Below are 20,732 nucleotides of genomic sequence, written 5' to 3' on the forward strand. Positions count from 1 at the left end.
ACGCGCCGTAGGCGGGGCCCTCGGTCGCGCTTGGGAACGTCTAGGCGCACGATGGAGCCATGACGCGCGAAGCACCCGCGAACGACGTTGACGAGACAGAGCTCGAAGTCGGGAAACCGAAGGGCTGGGCGGCCGGGATCCCCGGGGTCGCCGTCTCCTTGAAGCGCGGCATGGAGCAGATGGGTGCCGCGCGCACGGTGAAGACGCTGCGGCTGCTCAACCAGCGCGAGGGCTTCGACTGCCCCGGCTGTGCCTGGCCGGAGCCGCGCGAGGTCGACGGCGAGCACCGCAAGCTCGCGGAGTTCTGTGAGAACGGCGCGAAGGCGGTCGCCGAGGAGGCGACCAAGCGCCGGGTGGGCCGCGCGTTCTTCGCCGAGCACTCCATCCACGATCTGGCGGAGAAGACCGACTACTGGCTCGGCCAGCAGGGCCGGATCACCGAACCGTTCGTGTTGCGCGAGGGCGCGTCGCATTACGAGCCCATTTCCTGGGACGACGCGTTCACCCTGATCGCGGACGAACTGCGGGCGCTGGCAGACCCGAACGAGGCGATCTTCTACACCTCCGGCCGCACCAGCAACGAGGCCGCGTTCCTCTACCAGCTGCTCGTGCGCTCCTACGGCACCAACAACCTGCCGGACTGCTCCAACATGTGCCACGAGTCCTCCGGTGCCGCGCTCTCGGCCACCACCGGGATCGGCAAGGGCTCGGTGTCGCTCGCCGACATCCACAAGGCGGACCTGATCGTCGTGGTCGGCCAGAACCCGGGCACCAACCACCCGCGCATGCTGTCCGCGCTGGAGGAGGCCAAGGCCAACGGGGCCAAGATCATGGCGGTCAACCCGCTGCCCGAAGCCGGCCTGATGCGGTTCAAGAACCCGCAGAACGTCCGCGGCGTGATCGGCAAGGGCACCCCGCTCGCCGACGAGTTCGCGCAGATCCGGCTCGGCGGGGACCTCGCGCTGTTCCAGGCGATCGGGCACCTCTTGCTGCGATGGGAGCAGGAGACCCCGGGCACGATCGTCGACCGCGCCTTCGTCGAGTCGTCCACCGAAGGCTTCGAGAACTACGCGAAACACCTGCGGGAGATCGACTGGTCGGAGGTCGGCGCCGCGACCGGGCTGCCGCGCGAGCAGATCGAGCGGCTGGCACGGTTGATCGCGACCTCGGAGCGGACCATCTACTGCTGGGCGATGGGCCTGACCCAGCACAAGCACGCCGTGCAGACGATCTCCGAGATCGCCAACCTGGCGCTGGTCCGCGGCATGATCGGCGAACCGGGCGCGGGACTGTGCCCGGTGCGCGGGCACTCCAACGTCCAGGGCGACCGGACGATGGGCATCTGGGAGAAGATGCCGGAGTCGTTCATGGACAGCCTCGACGACGAGTTCGGCATCAAGGTCCCGCGCGAGCACGGCTACGACACCGTGGCCGCGATCCGCGCGATGCGGGACGGCAAGGGCAAGGTCTTCTTCGCCGTCGGCGGCAACTTCGCCTCCGCCACGCCGGACACCGAGCTGACCGAGAAGGCGCTCAAGTCGTGCTCGCTGACCGCGCACGTGTCGACGAAGCTCAACCGCTCGCACGTCGTCCCCGGCAAGACGGCCCTGATCCTGCCCACCCTCGGCCGCACCGAACGCGACACGCAGGCGTGCGGCGACCAGTTCGTCACCGTCGAGGACTCGATGTCGCAGGTGCACACCTCACGCGGGCGGCTGACCCCGGCCAGTGAGCATCTGCTGTCCGAAGTCGCGATCATCTGCCACCTCGCGGAGGCACTGCTGGGGGCCGGGCACGCCGTGCCGTGGCGGGACTTCCACCGCGACTACGACCTCATCCGCGAGCGGATCGCCCGCGTCGTCCCCGGTTGCCACGACTACAACGCCCGCGTCCGCGAGCCCGACGGGTTCGTCCTCCCGCACGCGCCGCGCGATTCCCGGCAGTTCAACGGAACGGCCAACGGCAAGGCGAACTTCACCGTCTCGGAACTCGAATATCCGCGAGTCCCCGAAGGCAGGCTGTTGCTGCAGACGATGCGCAGCCACGACCAGTACAACACCACGATCTACGGCCTTTCCGACCGCTACCGCGGGATCGAGGACGCCCGGCGCGTGGTGCTGGTCAACCCCGGCGATCTGGTCTCGCTCGGGCTGACCGACGGCGCGATGGTCGATCTGGTCTCGGAATGGCGCGACGGCGATCGCCGGGCCCCGCGGTTCCGGGTGGTTTCCTATCCGACCGCGCCCGGCTGCGCCGCGGCGTACTTCCCCGAGGCGAACGCCTTGGTGCCACTGGATTCGGTGGCGGACAAGTCGAACACCCCGGTGTCGAAGGCGATCGTGGTGCGGCTGGAACCGGCGACCGCACCTTAGGCCTGAACCCGGTACTGGCGCATTTCCCCACCGAGGAGGTCGTCATCACCGAGCCGGTTCAGCTGGGCCTTCCGGTCGCCAAGAACGGCGAGATCCCACCCGGGGAATGACCCTCAGTCGATACATCCCGCGGTGTCGGGGGTGATCGGCTGGTCGCCCTGACCGGGCGCTCCCCCGCCGCCCGAGGACGAACCCGGTCCTTTGTAGACCTGGCCCAGCACGACCTCGACATGGCCTGCCGCGACCGAATCGGCTTTCTGGACGTCCAGTCCGCCGAGCAGCTTCGCGATCTCCGCGGCGGGACCGGACGCGTCGCTGAACCGGACGACGGAAGTGCGGCGCCCGGCCTCGGCCTTGGTGTCCCCCCTGGTGAACCCCTTCTCCCCCACCACATCCGCGACGCGGGCGGCGAGGCCGTCCTTGCCGCTGGCGTTGACGACGTCGACCGTGGGCCCGGCGGGTGCCTGCGAGGTGGCGGCGGGCGGGGCGCCGATCAGCGAGGCGGCGAAGGCACGCACCTGGGCGGGATCCACCTGCACGGCGGTCCACGTGGGGTGCCTCGGGTCGTAGCGGTAGTCGGGGTTGACCACCGGGATCGTCTCGAACGCGATGCCGCCGCCGGAGACACCGCGCATCTGCCGTACGAAGTCGAGCAGATCCCACGAACCGTCGAGGATGACCGACCGCTTCACCGCGTCGATCAGTTCGGAGACCCGGGCGGGATTCGCCAGCGTCCCGCCCGACAGCACCTGCTTCGCCAGTCCGGCGAGGAACACCTGCTGACGGCGCACGCGGTCGAGGTCGCTGCGGGGCAGGTTCTTGCGCTGGCGGACGAAGGCGAGCGCGTCGGCGCCCTGGATCGTCTGCCGTCCGGCGGGGAAGTCCGCGCCGGAATCACGGTCCTTGGTGGCCTTGTTCAGGCACACCTCGACCCCGCCGACGGCCTTGCTGATCTCGTAGAAGCTCAGCAGGTTGACCTCGGCGAAGTGGTCGATCTTGAGCCCGGCGAGCTCCTCGACCGCCTTCAGGGTCGCCTTCCGCGCGGCGGTGATCGCCTGCTTGTCGATCTCGGCCTTGTCGGTTTTGCCCTGCTTGCGCAGTTCGCCCGCCACGGCGAACTTGGTCCGGCCGAAGATCTCGTTGATCTTGCTCTTGTCCTTCTCGCCCGGTTGCGCGACCCAGGAGTCGCGCGGGATGGAGAAGGCCTTCACCGCCTGTTGCCCGTTGGGGATGCGCAGCACGATGAGCGTGTCGGTCAGGTCGTCGCCGTTCGCGCCGGTCCGCAGCTCGCGCAGGATCTCCGGCGACAGCGGGTTGCCCTGGGCGTCGGTCCGCGAATCGCGGCCGACCAGCAGAATGTCCAGCGAACCGTCGGCGGGCCGCTCCCCTGGTTCCGGGGAATCGATGAGGTCCTCGCGGGTGACACCGTCCAGCGAGCTCATCGTCGTGTATCCGTACGCGGTCCCACCGAAAATGGCCACCGCGAGCGCGGCGACGAGGACCTTCCCCAGCTTGTGCACATTCCTAGGACGCACGAGAGGCCGCCGATGCTGCACAAGTGATCCACTTCACATCCGCAGATGCGAGGCCCCGTTCAGGTCGAGGATCGCCCCCGAAGCCCAGGTGGCCTCGGCGGAAGCGAGGTAGCGCACCGCGGCCGCGACCTCCTCCGGCGTCCCGACCCGGCCGAACGGGCTCTGCCCGCGCAGGGCCTCGCCGCTCTCGCCTTCGAGACGGCCGGCGACCCGGTCGGTGGCGGTGAACCCGGGCGCGACCGAGGTCACGGCGATGCCGTGCGGGGCGAGGGACACCGCGAGCGACTGCCCGAGCGAGTGCAGCGCGGCCTTGCTCGCCCCGTACGCCGGATGGTCGGGCTCGCCCTTGAAGGCGCCCCGCGACCCGATGTTGACGACCCGGCCGGGAGCGCCGCGCGCGATCATGTGCCGCGCGACGCAATAGGTCACGTTCGCGGTGCCGAGCAGGTTGACCTCGACCGTTCGCCGCCAGATCCGCTGCCAGTCCGCATAGGACACTTCGGCGACCGGATGGGCCGTCGCGGGCGACGTCGCGACGGCGGCGTTGTTCACCAGCACGTCGACTCCGTCCACAAGGGATTCGGCCTCGTCCGCGATCCGTTGCGCCACCTCGGGATCCGCGAGGTCGCCCCGTATGAGCCCGTGGCCATCGCCCGGAAGGCCACCGAAGGTCCGCTCGGCGTCCTCCCGGTTGCCGGCGTAGTGGACGACGACACGCTCGCCCTGTTCCGCGAAAGCACGGGCGATCGCCCGGCCGATGCCACGCGACGCCCCGGTCACCAGTACACCCACGGGCCGAACCCTACGCGGGTCAGCCACCGAAGAGCTGGACCACCTTCCGGAACAGTTCGTAGACGCCGTAGGCGAACGGGAGCGCCACCCACAGCCACGCCAGCACCATCAGGCCGGCGCGGCGGCGCTCGGGAGCCTGTTCGGTCATCGGGTCTCACTCCTCACGGCCGCGCCGGTCGAGCCGGGCTCGTGGAACTTCGGGTTCACCGGCCGCACCAGTTCGTTGGCCACGAAGCCGACGACCAGCAGGCCGATCATGATGAACAACGACGTCGTGTAGAGGTCGGGGCCGACCTTGCCCGCCGCCTGCTGGCTGTCGGCGATGGCGTTGACGATGAGCGGCCCGAGCACCCCGGCCATCGACCACGCGGTCAGCAGCCTGCCGTGGATCGCCCCCACCTGATAGGTGCCGAAAAGATCCTTCAGGTACGCCGGGACGGTCGCGAAACCGCCGCCGTAGAAGGACAGGATCAGCATGGCGCACAGGACGAACACGAGCTTCGAGGCGTTGGTGGTCAACGCGATCACGAGGTACAGCAGGGCGCCGGCGCCGAGGTAGAGCCGGTAGATGTTCTTGCGCCCCACCAGGTCCGAAGTGGACGACCAGACGAACCGGCCGAGCATGTTGGTCAGCGAGAGCAGGGCGACGAACCCGGCCGCGGCCGCGGTGCCGACCGGGGTCGGGGTCTCGCGGAAGAAGTCCGCGATCATCGGCGACGCCTTCTCCAGGATGCCGATCCCCGCGGTCACGTTGAAGCACAGGACCACCCAGAGACACCAGAACTGCGGTGTCCTGATGGCGTTGCGCGCCGACACGTTCGCGGTGGTGATCATCGCGTTGCCGTGCTCGGTCTTCGGCTCCCAGCCCTGGGGCTTCCAGTCGTCGGCGGGCACCCGGACCAGCAGGATCCCGAGACTCATGAAGACGGCGTAGACCAGGCCGTGCACCAGGAACGCGGTCGCGACCGTCCCGATCGACCACGGCGCCGCGCCCAGCATCTGCGCCGACCACGGGGAGGCGATCAGCGCGCCGCCACCGAAGCCCATGATCGCGATCCCGGTGGCCATCCCCGGGCGGTCCGGGAACCACTTGATCAGCGTCGACACCGGCGAGATGTAGCCGATCCCGAGCCCGATGCCGCCGATCCCGCCCCAGCCGAGGACGACGAGCCAGTACTGCGACGTCGCCACGCCGAGCGCGGAGAGCAGGAAGCCGGAGCTGAAGCAGACCATCGAGACGAACATCGCCCAGCGTGGACCGTTGCGCTCGACCAGCGTCCCGCCGAAGGCCGCCGAGAGCCCGAGCATCACGATGCCGAGCTGGAACGGGAGCGCGCTCTGCGTGCCGGTGAGACCGAGGGTCTTCTCCAGCGGGGGTTTGAAGACGCTCCACGCGTACGCCTGCCCGATGGACAGATGGACCGCCAGCGCGGCGGGCGGCACCAGCCAGCGGCTCCAGCCGGGTGGCGCGACGATGCGGGAACGGTCCAGGAAGCCGACAGCCATCCGGCGCCTCCGTACTCTGGGGATGTGCAGTGGGAATGTATTACTTAATTCCCGACGTTGCAGTAGCCAGGTGTGGAATGAACCGGCCAGAAGGGTGGACAAGTGGGCAGGGTGACGGTGCGCCGTCCGGTGCGGAAGATCTCCGCGAACCGTGACGTGCGACGGCCCGACGCGCTGGCGGCCGAAGAGCCGCTGGAGATCCGGGTCGGCGGCAAGGCACTCGCGGTCACCATGCGGACACCCGGCAACGACGTCGAATTGGCGCACGGGTTCCTGTTGTCCGAGGGCGTGCTCGCCTCCCGCGAGGACGTGGCGGTCGCCCGGTATTGCGACGGCGTCGACGATCAGGGCCGCAACACCTACAACGTGCTGGACGTCGCGCTGGCCGAGGGTGTCGCCCCGCCGGAGACCGGGGTCGAGCGCAACTTCTACACGACGTCATCGTGCGGCGTCTGCGGGAAGGCCGCGCTCGACGCGGTGAAGCTGCGAAGCCGGTTTTCCCCGGGGAAGTCCGAGTTCGCCGTGAGCACCGACGTCCTGTCCAAGCTCCCCGACACGCTGCGCACCCAGCAGAAGGTCTTCGCCAGCACCGGCGGGCTGCACGCGGCCGCCCTGTTCGACACCGAGGGGAACCTCGCCGTCGTCCGGGAGGACGTCGGCAGGCACAACGCCGTCGACAAGGTGCTCGGGTGGGCGTTGCAGGAAGGCCGGATCCCCGCGGGGGACACCGGTCTGCTGGTGTCCGGCCGCGCCTCGTTCGAACTGGTGCAGAAGGCGGCCATGGCCGGGATCGGCCTGCTCGCGGCCGTTTCCGCGCCGTCGTCGCTGGCCGCCGAACTGGCCGAGGAGAACGGCATGACCCTCATCGGTTTCCTGCGGGACGACAGCATGAACCTCTACACCGGCGAGCACCGCGTGCTCGGGCTCGGCTGACTTCAGGCGCCCACCCAGTTGCCGTGGAAGCCGTTCGGCACCCGGTCGGGCAGGTGCACGGCGCCGACGGTCTCCAGGGTTTCCGCGTCCAGGATCGTGAGATCGCTCTTCCGCGTCGCGGCGTCGTAGACGAACCCCATCAGCACGCCGTCGTCTTCGGCGGCGTCCACAGAGGACGGTACGAAGACGAACTCCCCGACCTGGGCGCCGTCGCCGAATTCCCGGCGCTGGACCGACCGCTTCCCCAGGTCGTGCTTCAGCAGTGCGCCGGAGGACGCCGATCCGTCCCCTGTGGACACCGAGTAACCGAACCGGTGCGGACGTCCGACCAGCCGCTCGTCCACGCGCGGGAACTCCTGCCCCTGGTCGTCGAGGCGTTCCTCGATCACCTTGCCCACGTTCAGGTCGACGGTCCAGCGATCCAGGGTCGGCGGTCCTTCGGCGGGCCCGCGCAGTTCGCTGTCGAACATCTTGGGATGCCGGACGATGTCGAGCACGACGCTGTCGCCGTCGTCGTAGGCGTTCATCGGATGGAACACGTAGCACGGCTCGACCTCGAACCAGCGGACGTCGCCGTTGCCGCCCTCCCTCGGCATGACACCGATCCGCGCCGGGTACTTCGGGTTCCACCGGTACGGGAAGTCCGCGTTGCCCCGGATGCGCTGGCGCAGCCTCGCGGTCACGGGGTCCGGCACCTTCACCTTGCCCAAGAGCGCGGACATCACCAGCCGGGCCGGGGTCCGCAGGAACGACGGGACGGACGCGGCGACGGCCTCTTCGACCTCGAAGGTGACCGGCAGGTCGTAGAAGACGACGTACTTCTCGGTCAGGGAGAAGTCGTGCATCATCGGTGATCCGGTGACCTCGATGTCGACCTTGCGCCGCGCGTGGCCCTCGGCGTCGATCACCGAGTACTGGACCTTGTTGCCCCAGCCGAAGAAGTAGGACACGGCGTGCAGTTCGCCGGTCTCCGGGTCGCGTTTGGGGTGGGCGGTGTAGCCGCCGGGCAGGGTGCCGTCGAAGTCGCAGGCGCCGACGGTGTCGAGTTCGTCGGTCAGTTCGAAGCTGGTGACGCCGCCCTCGATCAGCGCGAGGGTCTTGCCGGCATGGCCGATCACGCTGGTGTTGGCACCGAGGGAGGAGATCCCGGCAGCCGGCCCGCCCGCCCATCGCTCGCCGAGTCTCGCGGACATTCCGGGGGTGCGGACCCAGCGGTTGCGGTACCACTCGGCGCGCCCGTCGCGCAGCCGGACGCCGTGCACCATCCCGTCGCCCGTGAACCAGTGATAGGTCGCCGGGTCCACTTCGGACAGCGGGTTCGGCCCGTTCCGCAGGTACCGGCCGTCGAGGTACTCCGGGACGTGCCCGGTGACCGCCAGTTCGGTGATCGTGTGCTCCCGGTTGACCGGGGCGAAGTTGCCTTCGAGGAACTTGTTGCCCATCACGTGCCCCCTAGCGACGGATATAACGCGGTTATGCAGCCATTTATAACAGGGTTATGGAATACTGGCAAGCATGCCCCCGAAGCCCGCCGCCACCGAGGTCAAGGCCAAACTGATCGAAGCGGCCATCCGGCTGCTCTCGCACGGTGGCCCGGAGGCGCTCCAAGCCCGCAAGCTCGCGGCCGAAATCGGCGCGTCGACCATGGCCGTGTACACCCACTTCGGCGGGATGGGCGCGCTGGTGGACGAGGTCGCCCGCGAGGGATTCCGGCGGCTTTCGGCGAATCTGGCCAAGCTCCACGAGACCGACGACCCGGTGGCGGACATCCTCACGCTGGCCTTGGCGTACCGGCGGACCGTGGTGGAGAACCCGCAGCTGTACGCGGTGACCTTCGGCCAAAGCCAGCCGAACGGGCAGAAGGCGGCGCTGGGCGACATGACCGACGAGGAGACCCGGAAGCACCTCGGCGAGGAAGGCATCAAGGCCTTCAACTACCTTCTCCGCGCCGCGTCCCGGGTGATCGAGGCCGGCCGGTTCCGTCCCGCTCCGGAGTTCGCCGTCGCCGCGCAGCTCTGGAGTGCCCTGCACGGGTACATCACCCTGGAGGTCGCCGGTCATTTCGGCACCGACGACCATGGTGTGGACCACATCCTCGTGCCGCTGGCGGTCACGCTCGGGGTGGGCCTCGGCGACACCCTCGAAGCGGCGACCAGGTCCGCGCAGGTCTCGATCGAGTCATGGCGCGCGAAAGAAGGAAACGACGGCACCTGATCCGGCGATACCCCGGTCACAGGTCGGCGACACGTGCAACCTTCGAGCGGAAGCGCACGTCTGACCTGGTAGAAGAACAACGGGGAACGGGGACGGGTGAACGACGACGACCAGGGTCAGGCCACGCTGCCGGGGGTGCGGGACGCCCGACGGTGGCTGAGCCGTCGTTCCGTCCTGATCGCCGGCGCCTCCGGTCTCGGGGTCGCGGGTCTCGCCGCCGGGACGGCCAGCGGAGCCCTGCCGTTCAGCGAAGCGCTCCAGCGGGCACTCGGCGTCGCTTCGCCGACTCCGGCGACCCAACTGGGCAGCCCCCGTGTCGAACGCGTTTACTCCGAAGCCCGCGGCCGTGAAGTCGATCTCGTGCTGATGCTGCCGACCAAGGCGCCGCCCAAGGGCCTGCCGATGTCGCTGATGCTGCACGGCCTCCACGGCACCGCCCGGCACGCGGCCCCCACCGGGCTGCTCAAACAACTCGGCAGCGAGGTCGCCCGCAAGGCGGTGCCCCCGTTCGGGTTCGTCGCGGTCGACGGCGGGGACCACTACTGGCACGAGAACCAGCCCGGTGACAACCCGATGGCGATGCTGCTCGAAGAGGTCCCCCGCTGGCTGGCGGCCCGCGGCCTCGGCGGCCGGGACGGCCTGCCGTTCGCCGCCACCGGACTGTCGATGGGAGGCTTCGGCGCGCTGCTCTACACCCGCCGCCGGCTGGAACGCCGTCGCCCGCCCGCCGCGGTCGCGGCGCTCGCGCCCGCGCTGATCACGTCGTGGGCGGAGATGAGCAAACGGCGCGCGTTCCGGGACGCCGCCGACTGGAACTCGCTGGACCCGCTGCGCCACATCGACATCACCAAGAAGGTGCCGACCGGGATCTGGTGCGGCACCGAGGACCCGTTCATCGGCGGGGTGCGGAAGTTCATCTCCGAAGCGCGGCCCGTGGTCGCGCACACCGCGCGCGGCAAGCACGGCGACGCCTTCAACCGCACGGTCGTGCCGAGCCTGATCGCGTTCCTCGGCAAACACGTGCCGAAGAGCTAGGCTCAGGGGTCTGTCCACACAGGACACTTTTGGCAGGTAAGTGTCCGACTTGGGCAATATGCGTGGCCGCCGTGCGACTGGTGAACCACGGTCAGACGCGGAAGAAGATCCTCGTGACGGTGGAGCCCGGTCTGCGGTACTGCCGGACCAGATCGGCGACCTCGTTCACCAGCACCAGGCCGCGGCCGCCGATCTGCCCCGGTGTGGCGGGCCGCCTGCCCGCCAGCGGGTCGCTCAGCGTGCCTTCGTCGATGACCTCGCAGAGCAGGTAATCCCCGTCGCTCCAGACGCGGACGACACCGTGGCCCGAACCGTGCAGCACGCTGTTGGCGGACAGCTCCGCCACGGCGAGCACGAGATCCTCCACCCGGCCCGGTCCGAGTCCGTTCTCCTCGGCACAGATCTGCACGAAGTGGCGCACCGCGGAGAGCCTGCCGAGGTCGAACCGGAACGTGTCGGCCCGCCGCGGCTCGGGCAGCGGCAGGTTGTACTTGTCGACGACCGCGTCGGGGGCGTAGTCCTCGCTCGGACGATCCCCCTCGGTACCGGAGAGGATCGGATGGGTCCGTCGGGCGTCGGCCAAGACGTCGTCGTCGAGCCGGTTCCGGTCGTACGGGCACAGGATGCTGAGCTCACGGTCGCCGAAAGCGAAGTTGATCAGCGCTTCGTGCTGGGCGCACGCCGGGTATTCGACGGCCGACCGCCCGGCCCAGATCGGTTCGCCGATGATCCGGACCGGCCCCGGCCGGGTGTCGGCGAAGGCCAGGAGCACGCCGGGAAGGATGCGGCCCGGATTGCGGCCTGCTTGGGTCATGTCGATGAGTTCGACTTCGGCGGCCGCGTCACCCAACGCCTCTTCGATGAGGGTCAGGTTGGGGCCCGGAACGGCTACCGCGACGGGCTCGTCGAGCTTGAGCCCCTCGAGGATGTACGGAACCGTACCGTCCAAGTACTCGGAGTCACCGGAGTAGAGCAAACCCACATGCGAGAAGGGTCCCGCGGTGAGTGTCACTGACTCGTCTTACCCCGTTCGAAAGGTCTTGAAACCCTCCCAACGGAGGGAAATCCGAAAACGGGCCGGGCCGATCAGCCGAGCCAGCGTCCCGCCATTGAAATCAACCAGAATCCGGCGAGCGTCGCAGCGGCGAACAAGCCCGTCCAGGCGACGAGCACACGGTTCGTCTCCCCGCTCCGGGCGGCCTTGATCCGGATCAGGGCATAGCCCGATACGGCGAAGAACGGCAGCGGGATCAGCGGCAGCGGCGACAACCGGACGACGCCGGCCACCAGGCAGGTCGCCACCAGCACGCCCAGCGTGATCGTCAGCGCGCGCGGGATCCACGGGTGCCCGCGATAGGCCCCGATGACGATGCGTTCGGTGAGTTCGGTGAGTCCCCTGACCTCGCGCGGACTCGCGGCTGCCAGCTCGGGAGCCTCGTTCTCGTCCTTCGTGGAAGTCAGCGGCACCCTCGCATCCTATCCCGGTCGGCGTCCCCGACCGGACGCGACCGGAAAAACGATGCCCCGGCCGGAAAGCTCCGGCCGGGGCATCGATGACGACAGCGCGTCGTGCGGAGGCTCCGCCTCAGGCGGACTTCTCGCCGCGCTCGCTACTGCGACGACGGGACGGCTGACGCGCCACGATCGTCGGGTTCACGTTCTCGCGGACGGTCTGCTCGGTGATGACGACCTTCGCGACGTCGTCGCGGCTGGGGATGTCGTACATGACCGGCTGCAGGACCTCTTCCATGATCGCGCGCAGGCCGCGGGCGCCGGTGCCGCGAAGCACGGCCTGGTCGGCGATGGCCTCGAGCGCGTTCTTGGTGAACTCCAGCTCGACGTTGTCCATCTCGAAGAGCTTCTTGTACTGCTTCACCAGCGCGTTCCGGGGCGTGGTCAGGATGCTGACCAGCGATTCCTTGTCCAGGTGGGTCACCGTGGCCACGACCGGGAGCCGCCCGATGAACTCCGGGATCAACCCGAACTTGATCAGGTCCTCCGGCATCGTGTCGGAGAAGATGTCGCTCTCGTCGATCTCGGCCTTGGTGCGGATCTCCGCGCCGAAACCGAGGCCGCGCTTGCCGACCCGCTCGTTGATGATCTTCTCCAGCCCGGCGAACGCACCGGCCACGATGAACAGCACGTTCGTCGTGTCGATCTGGATGAACTCCTGGTGCGGGTGTTTGCGGCCGCCCTGCGGCGGCACCGAGGCGGTGGTGCCCTCGAGGATCTTCAGCAGCGCCTGCTGCACGCCCTCACCGGACACGTCGCGGGTGATCGACGGGTTCTCCGACTTCCGGGCGATCTTGTCGACCTCGTCGATGTAGATGATGCCCGTCTCGGCCCGCTTGACGTCGTAATCCGCCGCCTGGATCAGCTTGAGGAGGATGTTCTCGACGTCCTCGCCCACGTAACCGGCTTCGGTGAGCGCCGTGGCGTCCGCGATCGCGAACGGGACGTTCAGCATTTTCGCCAGCGTCTGCGCCAGGTAAGTCTTGCCGCAGCCCGTCGGCCCGAGCATGAGGATGTTGGACTTCGCCAGTTCGACGGTCTCGTCCTTGGAATCCTTCGGCCCGGCCTTGTCGTCGGACTGCACGCGCTTGTAGTGGTTGTACACCGCGACGGCCAGCGAACGCTTCGCGTCGTCCTGGCCGATGATGTACTGCTCGAGGAATTCGTGGATCTCGGCGGGTTTGGGCAGCTCGTCGAGCTTGACCTCACCGGCCTCGGCCAGTTCTTCCTCGATGATCTCGTTGCAGAGATCGATGCACTCATCGCAGATGTAGACCCCAGGGCCGGCAATGAGCTTCTTCACCTGCTTTTGGCTCTTGCCGCAGAAAGAACATTTCAGCAGGTCGCCGCCGTCACCGATCCGTGCCATGGCCGTTGACCTCGTCCCCTCCGGCGCACTCTTCACGCCTGAACTGCACGCCTGCGCTGGTGCGCCTGCACTGTTGCGCCTGACTCTCGTACCGCCCCGGTCACGGATGACCGCTCGGAGCCTCACTCATCGCCACTGACGGTACCCGCCCGATGCCGTCGGCGGGAGAACCAACGTCACATCTGAGCACGCCAGAAGCTGACCTTAGACCAGGGATCCGGTGCGTGTCGTCTCCCGACACGCACCGGTCCCGTCCACGATCAGCTGTTCGAAGCCTTCCGGTATTCGAGCACCTCGTCGACGATCCCGTACGCCTTGGCCTCATCGGCCGTCAGGATCTTGTCGCGCTCGATGTCCTTCTTGACATCGTCGGCGTCCTTGTTCGTGTGCTTGGCCAGGATGACCTCCATCTGGCGGCGCACCCGCTGGATCTCGTTGGCCTGGATCTCCAGGTCCGACACCTGGCCGTAGGTGCCCTCGGTGGCGGGCTGGTGGATCAGCACGCGCGAGTTCGGCAGCGTGAACCGCTTGCCGGGGGTACCGGCCGCCAGCAGCACAGCGGCAGCCGAAGCGGCCTGCCCGATGCACATGGTGACGATGTCGGGGCGGACGTACTGCATCGTGTCGTAGATCGCCATCAGCGCGGTGAACGAGCCACCGGGCGAGTTGATCAGGATCATGATGTCGCGGTCCGGGTCCTCGTGCTCGAGGTGCAGCAGCTGGACCATCACGTCGTTCGCCGACGCGTCGTCGATCTGCACGCCGAGCATGATCTGACGCTCTTCGTACAGCTTGTTGTACGGGTTCGACTCCTTGATGCCGTAGCTGGTGCGCTCGACATAGGAGGGCAGGACGTACCGCGACTGCGGCAGTTGGAGCCGCGACTGCGGCCCAGGCCCCTGCGACCCGATCGGAAGCTGGAAGTTGCTCATTGAAATTCTCCTGTGTGCCGGCGCGGATCAGCGGTTGGGAAGCGGGTTCTCGCGCGTGAGGACCTGGTCGACGAAGCCGTAGTCCTTCGCCTCCTGCGCGGTGAACCAGCGGTCGCGGTCGCCGTCCTTGACGATCTGCTCGACCGTCTGACCGGTCTGCTCGGCCGTGATCTTCGCCAGCTCCTGCTTCCACTTGCCGAACACCTCGGCCTGGATGGCGATGTCGGAGGCGGTACCGCCGACGCCCGCCGAGGGCTGGTGCATCAGGATGCGCGCGTGCTGCAGCGCGTACCGCTTGCCGGGCGTGCCGGAGGACAGCAGGAACTGCCCCATCGACGCGGCCAGGCCCATCGCGTAGGTCGCGACGTCCGGGCGGATCAGCTGCATGGTGTCGTAGATCGCGAAACCCGCGGTGACCGAGCCACCGGGCGAGTTGATGTAGAAGCGGATGTCCGACTCGGAGTCGTCTGCGTCGAGCAGCAACAACTGGGCGGTGATCCGGTTCGCGACCTCGTCGTTGACCTCGGAGCCGAGGACGACGATGCGTTCCTGGAGCAACCGCTCGAAGACCGAGTCGGTGAGGTTGAGCCCTGCGGTACCGGTCCGCGCCTCGGGCGTGTGCTGCGTCACGTCTGCCTGCCTTTTCGCCGACGGCGGCGTGGCCGTGCCTCGCCGCCGCTGTTGTGTCCAGATGCTGCGTGTCCAGATGCTGTTGCCGTCTCCAGATGCTGAAGATCTTGCAACCGACCCTAACGAACTTGGGCGGTGCAGAATGCCTGACACCGCCCAAGTTCGCTTACAGCTTTACGGTCCTTTTCACGAAGACCGGGTATTCCCTACTCGGCCGCAGTCTTCGCGGTCTCGTCGGTGACCTGCGTCTCCTCTTCTGCGGGGCCGAAGAGCTCTTCGAGGTCGACCTCGGCGCCGGAGGCGTCGGTCACGGTGGTCTTGCGGACCACCGAGGCCAGCGCCTTGCCGCGGCGGACGTCGGCGTAGATGGCGGTCAGCTGACCGGACTGCTGCGCCCGCTGGACGTATTCGTCCGGGCTGACGCCGAAGCGCTGCGCCTGGTAGATGATCCGCTCGGTGAGCTCGCCGTCGTTGACCGACGTCTGCTCGGCGTCGGCGATGCTGTCCAGCAGGAGCTGGGTGCGAACCGCCTTCTCCGACTCCTGGCGAACCTCGGTGTCGAACTCTTCGAGGGTGCGGCCTTCGGCTTCGAGAGCCTGGGCGAACTGCGCCTCGTCGTGGTCGAACGGGTGGATCGCGTCGTGCTTGCGATTCTCGATCTCGGCCTCGAGGACCTTCTCCGGGATCGCGACCTCGGTGCGCTCGAGCAGTTCCTCGAGGACCTTGTCACGGGCCTGAACGCCCTGCTGCATCTTCTTGACGCGGCCGAGCCGCTCGCGAAGGTCGGCCTTCAGCTCGTCGATCGTGTCGAACTCGCTCGCCATCTGGGCGAACTCGTCGTCCGCCTCCGGCAGCTCACGCTGCTTGATGGTCTGCACGGTGACGGTGACCTCGGCGTCCTTGCCCGCGTGCTCGCCGGCGACCAGCTTCGTGGTGAAGGTCTTGGTCTCGCCCGCGTTCGCGCCGATGATCGCCTCGTCGATGCCGTCGACGAGCTGGCCGGAGCCGATCTCGTAGGACAGCCCGGTGGTCGAAGCCTCCTCGACCTCCTGGCCGTCGACGGTGGCCGCGAGGTCGATCGAGACGAAGTCGCCGTTCTCGGCCGCGCGCTCGACACCGGTCAGGGTGCCGAAGCGGGCGCGCAGCTCGTCGAGCTGCTCGTCGACCTCGGCGTCGGTCAGTTCGACGTCGTCGACGCTGACCGAGAAGCCTTCGAGGTCGGGCAGCGAGATCTCCGGGCGGACGTCGACCTCGGCGGTGAACTCGAGCACCTCACGGTCCTCGAGCTTGGTCACCTCGAACTCGGGCTGGCCCAGCGTGCGGACCTCGCCCGCGCGCACGGCTTCCATGTACTTGGCCGGAATGACCTCGTTGACGACCTCGTCGAGCACCGGGGCTCGCCCGATCCGGCTTTCCAGCACGCGAGCCGGCGCCTTGCCCGGACGGAAGCCGGGAATGCGCACCTGCTGGGCGATCTTGCGGTAGGCGCGGTCGAAGTTCGGCTTGAGCTCGTCGAACGGCACCTCGACATTGATCTTGACTCGCGTCGGGCTGAGCTGCTCGACGGTGCTCTTCAACGTATTCTCCTCGAGCGGTAAACGATGTGATTGAGCATCCGCATGTGGTGCACAGCGGATGTCCCCTGGTCGCCTTGCAGACCGGGCTGTCCGAGTCTAGGCCCCGCGGATCGTCGGCCCGGGTCCGGGGCCGCCCCAGCGCCGTCGGACCCCTCGGCCCGCGCCCATCACAGGTTTCGGCCGCCGTCCGCCGAACCGGCCGTGGACCACCCGATCGGATCAGTTTCGGTTCTTCTCTGTTACGAAGCGGCCCTTTCCTGGACACGAATGCGGGCACGCTCCACCATCGGGCGCTTCCACGGGACGTTTCAGCAGGTCGTAGAAGTTTACAAACCAGTACTAATTGTCTACGGTGTGACAGCTTGTCCCGGTAGCCATCGACCGAGGGGACCGATCGATGACCGTCACCGCTACCCGGTCCGAGGACACGGGGGACCTCCCGGCGAGACCGGCGCGGCGTGGGGTGCCCACGCCGCGGATCCCGCTTCCGCTGGTCTCGGTGCCGACCGTCCTGCTCTTCACCGGCGGGGCCATGGTCTGGGCGGGCGCCACCTGGCTGGTGGTGAACGAGGCCGCGCCGCTGTCGGTGACCATCCCCCTGCACGCGCTGGTCACCTTCACGATGTTCACCGTGCTGCACGAGTCGACGCATCACGCGGCGGGACAGCTCACCTGGGTCAACGAACTGCTCGGCAGGCTCGCCATGCCGTTCGTGGCGACCTACGGCTCCTTTCCCCTGGTGCGCTACATCCATCTGGAGCACCACCGCAACACCAACGAGGACGCGCACACCGATCCCGACGCGTGGACCGCGCACGGCCCCTGGTGGCAGTTGCCGCTGCGGTGGCTGACCATCGATTTCTGGTACGCCCGCTTCTATGTGGCGCGGCAACGCACGCGGCCGCCGTCGGAACGGATCGAGACCGCCGCCGTCGTCGCGCTGAGCCTCGCGGTGTTCACCTGGCTGACCGCGACCGGCCACGGCTGGGAGCTGCTGGTGATCTACCTGATCCCGCAACGCGTCGGGCTGGCCGTGCTGGCCTGGTGGTTCGACTGGCTCCCGCATCACGACCTCGGCGCGCGGCGGCAGAACCGGTTCGGCGCCACCCGCGTCCGCGTCGGGCTCGAATGGCTGATGACGCCGATCATGCTGTGCCAGAACTACCACCTGGTGCACCATCTCCATCCGGCGATCCCGTTCTACCGGTACCTGCGGACGTGGAAGGACAACCGCGACGCCTACCTCGCCAGGGACGTCCCGATCGCGACAGCCTGGGGCCGCGAGCTGACGTCGTCGGAGTACCGCGAATGGCGTCAGCTGACCGGCGCGTTCACCGAAGAGCCGGCCATTGCCCAGCCCCCGCCCCGGCGGCCGAGCCGGTTCCACGCGCTGCGGGTCGCCGAGGTGCGGCCGCTGTGCGAAGGCGCCGTCACCGTGACGTTCGACGTGCCCGAACCGCTGCGGGAGACCTTCCGGTTCACCCCCGGCCAGCATCTCGTCGTCCGCGCGGAGGTCGACGGCGAAGAGGTCCGGCGCGCGTACTCGATCTGCTCGACGCCGGAATCCGGAGTACTGCGGATCGCGATCAAGCATCAGCTCGGCGGCGCGTTCTCGACGTTCGCCACCACCGAGCTGGAGGCGGGCGACGTGCTGGACGTCCTCCCCCCGCACGGCATGTTCACGCTACCCGCGGAACAGGGCCGCACCGGCCGGTACGTCGCGCTCGCCGCCGGCAGCGGGATCACACCGATCCTGTCGATCCTGACCGCGACCCTGCTGAACGAGCCGCACAGCCGGGCGACCCTCCTCTACGTCAACACCTCCGGCGCCAGCACGATGTTCGCCACCGAACTCGGCGACCTCGCGGCGCGGCTTGGCGGACGGTTGCACGTCGTGCACTACCGCACCGACGAGCGTGACCCGGATCTGCGCACGCACCGCGTCGAGAAGCCGTTCGACGCCGTCGGCGAAGCACTCGCGATCTCGCACGAGCGCTACCAGCGCGGCCGTCTCGACAGCACCCGGCTCCGCGCGCTGCTCCAGGCGCGGCTGCACCCGGCGAAGGTGGACGAGTGGTTCCTGTGTGGCCCGCGCGAACTGGTCGACATGGCCCGCCGGACGCTGGCCGACAAGGACGTCCCTGAGGAGAACGTCCACTTCGAACTCTTCCAGGGCGCGCTTCCCGTGCGTCCCTCACGGCGGCCGGGTTCGATGCTGATGGTGACCGCCGGCGGGAAGACCGTCGAAATTCCCGCGACCGTGGGCGAAACGGTGCTCAGCGCCGCGTTGCGGCACGGGGTCGACGCGCCGTACGCGTGTGTCGGTGGGGCTTGCGGGACGTGCCGGGCATCGGTGGTACGCGGCAGCGCGGGGATGGACGTGCACTACGCCCTCGGGGACGACGAGGTCGCGGCGGGCCGGATCCTGACCTGCCGCGCGGTGGCGACGTCGCCCGAACTGAGCGTGGACTACGACCGGCCGTGAGGGGTTTTGGGAGATCCAGGGTCCCCCCTCGGCAGCACCACCAAGTCACCACGGCGGCGCACGAAGGATCCCTTCACGCGACCCTTCCCGAAGTACATGATGGCCCCCTTCCTTGCGCCAGGCGCAAGGAAGGGGGCCATCATGTACTTCCCGCGCGCAACGCCTGAAGGTAGCGAAGGAGGCTTTCGCTACTGGGTTGCAGTCAATAGAACCCCACTTGGCACTCATCCGGTGGCACAGCGGGCTCACAGGTGGGACACACCGCGCGCATACGACCACGGCGCACGCTCGGGGGCATGGCAGCCGGATCGGTCTCCTCCACCGGCCCGCGCCGGTGGTCCCGGCCCGGGCGGCTTTCCCTGCGCGCCAAGCTGACCGGCTCGATGGTGCTGCTGCTCACCTTCGTCTGCCTGGTGATCGGCGTCGTCAGCGAGATCGCGCTGCGGTCGTTCCTCCTCGGTCAGATCGACGGCCGGCTCTCGGCCGCGTCGGCCCGCGCCCACGACTACGCGAACCAGCCGCCGGACGGCCTGCCCGGCCCGGGGCCTGATCCGCTCAACGCGCCCGGGCAGGCGTCGGGAACGCTGAGCGTGCGCTTCACCGGCGACCGGGTCATCTATGCCGGAGTGCTTTCGGTACAAGGACTTCCGCAGAGCCTCTCGGCCGAGCAGGAGGCCGGGCTGCGCTCCTTGCCCGCCGACCGGCCACCGACGACCCTGGTGCTCGGCGGCCTCGGTGACTACCGGGTGCGGGCCGTCTCGATTCCCGGCGGGGTCGTCGTCACCGGCCTTCCGCTCGAACCGGTGCAGGACACCTTGACGACCGTCGGCTGGATCCTGTTCGGGGTGGCGGCGGCCGGCGTCGTCGGCGCGGGGGTTCCTCGGCGCGGTCGCGATCCGGCGCACCCTGCGGCCGCTCGAACGGGTCGCGGCGACCGCGGGCCGCGTGTCGGCGATGCGGCTCGACCGCGGCCAGGTCGCGCTTTCCGTGCGGGTGCCCGAAACCGACACCGATCCGCGCACCGAGGTCGGCCAGGTCGGTTCGGCGCTGAATCTCATGCTCGGGCATGTCTTCCAGGCGCTGGAAGCCAGGCAGGCCAGCGAAACCCGCGTCCGCCGCTTCGTCGCGGACGCGAGTCACGAACTCCGCACCCCGCTCGCGGCGATCCGCGGCTACGCGGAACTCGCCGGCCGCGGGAGTGCGCTGGTGCCGCCGGAGGTGGCGCGGTCGATGTCCCGCATCCAAGCCGAGGCCGCCCGCATGACGACGCTGGTCGAGGACCTCCTGCTGCTGGCGAGACTCGACGCCGGACGGCCGCTTGAAGCGGGCCTCGCCGACCTCACCCGGCTGACCGCGGACGCCGTCGGCGACGCGCACGTCGCGGGCCCGGCTCATCGCTGGGAACTGCGGCTGCCGGACGGACCGCTGACCGTCCGCGGCGACGTCCAGCACCTGCACCAGGTGCTGGCGAACCTGCTGTCCAACGCGCGCACGCATACCCCGCCGGGTACCAGGGTGCGCACCACGCTGAGCCGCTCCCCCGGCGGGACCGCGGTGCTGACCGTGACCGACGACGGCCCCGGCATCGCGCCGGAGCTGCTGCCGAGTGTCTTCGAACGCTTCGCGCGCGGGGACTCCAGCCGCTCGCGCACGGCGGGCGGCACCGGACTCGGGTTGACGATCGCGTCGGCGATCGTGGTGGCCCACCACGGCACCATCGAGGTGCGCAGCCGTCCGGGACGCACGGAGTTCGCCGTGTGCCTGCCGGTGATCGAATCCCCACAGCGGGTACACAGCTCCGGCACAACCACACCCCAGGTCGGCATCCGACCCTGAGGCC

At 68.7% G+C, this 20,732-nt stretch carries 16 protein-coding genes and 1 pseudogene; 6 read left to right on the plus strand and 11 right to left on the minus strand.

Annotation, left to right across the window (positions count from 1 at the left end; all coding sequences use genetic code 11):
* The first annotated feature begins 59 nt into the window (after positions 1 to 59).
* On the plus strand, positions 60 to 2,372 hold the full coding sequence (locus tag AVL48_RS21335; protein WP_061988925.1) for an FdhF/YdeP family oxidoreductase: 2,313 nt from the start codon (positions 60 to 62) through the stop codon (positions 2,370 to 2,372).
* 113 nt (positions 2,373 to 2,485) lie between these two features.
* Here the strand turns inward: AVL48_RS21335 and AVL48_RS21340 are convergent, their stop codons facing one another.
* From AVL48_RS21340 to AVL48_RS21350, 4 genes are read right to left on the minus strand one after another with little or no spacing between them, the layout of a single operon-like run.
* Positions 2,486 to 3,892, minus strand: coding sequence for an LCP family protein (locus AVL48_RS21340; protein WP_061988923.1), 1,407 nt, complete (start codon positions 3,890 to 3,892; stop codon positions 2,486 to 2,488).
* A 48-nt stretch (positions 3,893 to 3,940) separates the two neighbouring features.
* Positions 3,941 to 4,699, minus strand: coding sequence for an SDR family NAD(P)-dependent oxidoreductase (locus AVL48_RS21345; RefSeq protein WP_208616293.1), 759 nt, complete (start codon positions 4,697 to 4,699; stop codon positions 3,941 to 3,943).
* Positions 4,700 to 4,718: 19 nt separating this feature from the next.
* The gene (locus AVL48_RS40580; protein WP_279626671.1) at positions 4,719 to 4,847 is read right to left on the minus strand and encodes an MFS transporter small subunit; all 129 of its coding nucleotides are present in this window, start codon (positions 4,845 to 4,847) and stop codon (positions 4,719 to 4,721) included.
* Entirely contained in the window at positions 4,844 to 6,205 is a 1,362-nt protein-coding gene (locus AVL48_RS21350) for an L-lactate MFS transporter (protein WP_061988921.1), read from the minus strand. The genes AVL48_RS40580 and AVL48_RS21350 overlap by 4 nt, the downstream gene beginning before the upstream one ends.
* A 102-nt stretch (positions 6,206 to 6,307) precedes the next feature.
* On the opposite strand from AVL48_RS21350, the gene fdhD reads away from it, so the two are divergent.
* Positions 6,308 to 7,138, plus strand: a complete 831-nt coding sequence (gene fdhD / locus AVL48_RS21355; RefSeq protein ID WP_061988919.1) for a formate dehydrogenase accessory sulfurtransferase FdhD — start codon at positions 6,308 to 6,310, stop codon at positions 7,136 to 7,138.
* A 2-nt stretch (positions 7,139 to 7,140) separates the two neighbouring features.
* On the opposite strand, the gene AVL48_RS21360 is transcribed toward fdhD, so the two are convergent.
* The gene (locus AVL48_RS21360; protein WP_061988917.1) at positions 7,141 to 8,580 is read right to left on the minus strand and encodes a carotenoid oxygenase family protein; all 1,440 of its coding nucleotides are present in this window, start codon (positions 8,578 to 8,580) and stop codon (positions 7,141 to 7,143) included.
* 73 nt (positions 8,581 to 8,653) lie between these two features.
* Here AVL48_RS21360 and AVL48_RS21365 point away from each other — a divergent pair, with 73 nt between their 5' ends.
* Complete coding sequence (locus AVL48_RS21365) at positions 8,654 to 9,352, plus strand: TetR/AcrR family transcriptional regulator (RefSeq protein ID WP_061988916.1); 699 nt, start codon at positions 8,654 to 8,656, stop codon at positions 9,350 to 9,352.
* A 96-nt stretch (positions 9,353 to 9,448) separates the two neighbouring features.
* On the plus strand, positions 9,449 to 10,387 hold the full coding sequence (locus AVL48_RS21370) for an alpha/beta hydrolase (protein WP_061988914.1): 939 nt from the start codon (positions 9,449 to 9,451) through the stop codon (positions 10,385 to 10,387).
* Between the two features lie 91 nt (positions 10,388 to 10,478).
* Here AVL48_RS21370 and AVL48_RS21375 read toward each other — a convergent pair whose 3' ends face one another.
* From AVL48_RS21375 to tig, 6 genes are all read right to left on the minus strand, one after another.
* Positions 10,479 to 11,369 carry a sensor histidine kinase gene (locus AVL48_RS21375; RefSeq protein WP_061988912.1) on the minus strand — a complete coding sequence of 297 codons (891 nt, stop codon included), beginning with the start codon at positions 11,367 to 11,369 and terminating at the stop codon, positions 10,479 to 10,481.
* 104 nt (positions 11,370 to 11,473) lie between these two features.
* Positions 11,474 to 11,854 carry a hypothetical protein gene (locus AVL48_RS21380; protein ID WP_061988910.1) on the minus strand — a complete coding sequence of 127 codons (381 nt, stop codon included), beginning with the start codon at positions 11,852 to 11,854 and terminating at the stop codon, positions 11,474 to 11,476.
* Positions 11,855 to 11,972: 118 nt separating this feature from the next.
* Positions 11,973 to 13,268 (minus strand): ATP-dependent Clp protease ATP-binding subunit ClpX, encoded by a 1,296-nt coding sequence (gene clpX / locus AVL48_RS21385; RefSeq protein ID WP_061988908.1) that lies wholly within the window; start codon positions 13,266 to 13,268, stop codon positions 11,973 to 11,975.
* 260 nt (positions 13,269 to 13,528) lie between these two features.
* Positions 13,529 to 14,200 (minus strand): ATP-dependent Clp protease proteolytic subunit, encoded by a 672-nt coding sequence (locus tag AVL48_RS21390; RefSeq protein WP_061988906.1) that lies wholly within the window; start codon positions 14,198 to 14,200, stop codon positions 13,529 to 13,531.
* Positions 14,201 to 14,227: 27 nt separating this feature from the next.
* Positions 14,228 to 14,830, minus strand: a complete 603-nt coding sequence (locus AVL48_RS21395; RefSeq protein ID WP_037310765.1) for a ClpP family protease — start codon at positions 14,828 to 14,830, stop codon at positions 14,228 to 14,230.
* A gap of 206 nt (positions 14,831 to 15,036) precedes the next feature.
* Positions 15,037 to 16,407 (minus strand): trigger factor, encoded by a 1,371-nt coding sequence (gene tig / locus AVL48_RS21400; RefSeq protein ID WP_061988905.1) that lies wholly within the window; start codon positions 16,405 to 16,407, stop codon positions 15,037 to 15,039.
* A 463-nt stretch (positions 16,408 to 16,870) separates the two neighbouring features.
* Between tig and AVL48_RS21405 the strand changes: the two genes are divergently transcribed.
* Together AVL48_RS21405 and AVL48_RS21410 are read left to right on the plus strand one after the other, a co-directional pair.
* Positions 16,871 to 18,892 carry a fatty acid desaturase gene (locus AVL48_RS21405; RefSeq protein ID WP_061988959.1) on the plus strand — a complete coding sequence of 674 codons (2,022 nt, stop codon included), beginning with the start codon at positions 16,871 to 16,873 and terminating at the stop codon, positions 18,890 to 18,892.
* A 296-nt stretch (positions 18,893 to 19,188) separates the two neighbouring features.
* A pseudogene (locus tag AVL48_RS21410) lies at positions 19,189 to 20,728 on the plus strand (sensor histidine kinase).
* Positions 20,729 to 20,732: the final 4 nt, after the last annotated feature.

Origin of the sequence: Amycolatopsis regifaucium, assembly GCF_001613935.1 — a bacterium.
In the GTDB taxonomy this organism is placed as follows: Bacteria; Actinomycetota; Actinomycetes; order Mycobacteriales; family Pseudonocardiaceae; genus Amycolatopsis; species Amycolatopsis regifaucium.